We start from the raw sequence: 2,799 nt of genomic DNA, 5'->3' as shown, positions 1-2,799 counted from the left end.
CCCATCTGCCCACCGACCTGCCGGGCACCGACTCGGCGGGCGGCGAGCTGACCGAGCCGGACGAGTACCCCCTGCCCGCCCCGGCCGCCGCCGTGCCCGGTGCGCCCGCGCCCGCGTCCGGGGGCGTCGCCGACCCGCGTACGGCCGCGCCCGAGCCCGCACCCGCCGCACCCGCCGCACCCGCCGCCAAGGTGTGCGTGGCCTGCCGCTCGGGGCGCGTCGACCCCGACGGGTACTGCGAGAACTGCGGGCACGCCCAGCCACGCGAGCGCGACCACATGGAGCAGGAGCTCGACGCGGTCGCGGCGGTCAGCGACCGGGGCCTGCGCCACCACCGCAACGAGGACGCGTTCGCGGTCTCGGCGGCGGCGCTGCCCGACGGCTCCCCCGCCGTCGTCGCCATCGTCTGTGACGGCGTCTCCTCCGCGACCCGCCCCGACGAGGCCTCACTCGCCGCCTCCCGCGCCGCCAACGAGACGCTCCAGGACGCGCTGCCGCGCGGTACGCACCCGCAGCAAGCCATGCACGACGCCATCCTCGCGGCGGCCGACGCGGTCAACGCGCTGGCGGCCGAGCCCACTTCGGCCCGTGAGCACAGCCCGCACCAGAACGCGCCCGCCTGCACCCTGGTCGGCGCGATCGTCGCCGGCGGGCTGCTCGTCGTCGGCTGGGTCGGCGACAGCCGCGCGTACTGGGTGCCCGACGACCGCAGCGGCCCCACCGTCCGCCTCACCGAGGACGACTCCTGGGCCGCGCAGATGGTCGCGGCGGGCCTGATGAACGAGGCCGAGGCGTACGCCGACGAGCGCGCGCACGCCATCACGGGCTGGCTCGGCGCCGACGCCTACGAACTGGAGCCGCACACCGCTTCCTTCAAGCCCGACCGCCCGGGTGTAGTGGTGGTGTGCACGGACGGACTGTGGAACTACGCCGAGGCGGTCGAGGAGATGGCCCGGGCCGTGCCCGCCGACGCGGCGGACCGGCCGCTGCACAGCGCCCAGGTCCTGGTCGGCCACGCGCTGGACGGCGGGGGCCACGACAACGTAACAGTGGCCGTCGTCCCGTTCTCCTTCGTGCCGGAAGGGGCAGGATCGGCCTAGAACGGCGTACGCACCGCTCCCGCACGCACGCGAACGCGAGCACGCGCACACAAGCAAGCGCGCGCACGCGTACACGCGGGAGCGGGCACGCTCGCGCACGCCGCTCACAGCACCGGCCGGGGGGCCGGGGACGCATCAGGATCTGAGGGGGAGCAGCATCCATGGCCATTTTCTCGAAGTCGAACGTCCCGCAGTTCTCGGTCGAGGTCTACCAGAACGAGTTCCTGCCGGAGGGCGGCCGCGAGGTCAACGCCATCGCCACGGTCAGCTCGACCGGCGGCGGCACGATCGGCACGGCCGTCAGCGCGCCGCACCTGTACTCCGCCGGAGAGAGCCCGGACGCCGCCGTGGCGATCATGGTCGACTGCTCGGGCTCCATGGACTACCCGCCGACGAAGATGCGGGGCGCCCGGGACGCCACGGCCGCCGCGATCGACGCCCTGCGCGACGGCGTGCACTTCGCGGTGATCGGCGGCACCCACGTCGCCAAGGAGGTCTACCCGGGCAACGGCCGCCTCGCAGTGGCGGACGCCGCGACACGCGAGCAGGCCAAGCAGGCCCTGCGCAGGCTGAGCGCGGGCGGCGGCACGGCGATCGGCACCTGGCTGCGCCTCGCCGACCGCATCCTCGCCTCCGCCGACGTCGCCATCCGGCACGGCATCCTGCTCACCGACGGGCGCAACGAACACGAGTCACCGGAGGACCTCAAGGCCGCTCTCGACTCCTGCGCGGGCCGCTTCACCTGTGACGCCCGCGGTGTCGGCACGGACTGGGAGGTGAAAGAGGTCACAGGGATCGCCTCCGCGCTGCTCGGCACCGCCGACATCGTCGCCGACCCGGCCGGGCTCGCCGCCGACTTCACCTCGATGATGGAGGCGGCGATGGGCAAGGAGGTCGCCGACGTCAGCCTGCGGCTGTGGACCCCCGTCGGTGTGGAGATCAAGTTCGTCAAGCAGGTGGCGCCCACCGTCGTGGAGTTGACCGACCGGCGCACGGAGGCCGGTCCCCGCGCCGGGGACTACCCCACGGGGTCCTGGGGCGACGAGTCCCGCGACTACCACATCTGTGTGCAGGTTCCCGGCGCCGACCTGGGCCAGGAGATGCTGGCCGCCCGGGTCTCCCTGGTCGTGCCGCAGAGCGACGGCAGCGCGCAGACGCTGTCGCAGGGTCTCGTACGCGCGGTGTGGACGGACGACATGGCGGCGTCCACCAGCATCAATCCGCAGGTCGCGCACTACACGGGCCAGGCCGAGCTGGCCCAGGTCATCCAGCAGGGACTCGACGCCCGCAAATCGGGCGATGTCGACGGCGCGACCGCGAAACTCGGCCGGGCCGTGCAGCTCGCCGCCGCCTCGGGCAACGCGGATACGGCGAAACTGCTTTCGAAGGTGGTGGACGTCGTGGATGCCGCGGAAGGTACTGTTCGATTGAAGGCGAAGGTCGCCGAGGCCGACGAGATGACACTCGAGACCCGGTCGACGAAGACCGTTCGCGTGAAGAAGCAGTAGCTTCGCCGGTGGCTTCTGAGGAAGAAGCCGTCAGGAAGCACCCAGGACGTACGGCCCTCGGGCCGGAGCAACGTACGGCCCGAGGGCCGGAGAAGGAGAGGGGGAAGCGCCGACATGCCGACCTGCCCGAACGGACACCAGTCGGGTTCCGATGACTGGTGCGAGGTCTGCGGTCACCGCATGGCCGGTGC

At 72.9% G+C, this 2,799-nt stretch carries 2 protein-coding genes; both read left to right on the top strand.

Annotation, left to right across the window (positions count from 1 at the left end):
* On the top strand, positions 1-1,100 hold a 1,100-nt coding region (locus AB8Z36_RS36980), incomplete at its 5' end, for a PP2C family protein-serine/threonine phosphatase (protein ID WP_369217765.1).
* A gap of 161 nt (positions 1,101-1,261) precedes the next feature.
* A complete protein-coding gene (locus AB8Z36_RS36975) occupies positions 1,262-2,608 on the top strand; it encodes a vWA domain-containing protein (RefSeq protein ID WP_369217764.1) in 1,347 nt (448 codons plus the stop codon).
* Positions 2,609-2,799: the final 191 nt, after the last annotated feature.

It is taken from the genome of Streptomyces flavofungini (genome assembly GCF_041028215.1).
Lineage (GTDB): Bacteria > Actinomycetota > Actinomycetes > Streptomycetales > Streptomycetaceae > Streptomyces > Streptomyces flavofungini_B.
The sequence above is the reverse complement of the archived record's forward strand: the minus strand, read 5'-3'. Positions and strand labels throughout refer to the sequence as shown.

What these genes read in the sequence shown, in the direction of transcription:
- AB8Z36_RS36975 (WP_369217764.1), top strand. Translation starts at nt 1,262, where the DNA reads ATGGCCATTTTCTCGAAGTCGAACGTCCCGCAGTTCTCGGTCGAGGTC.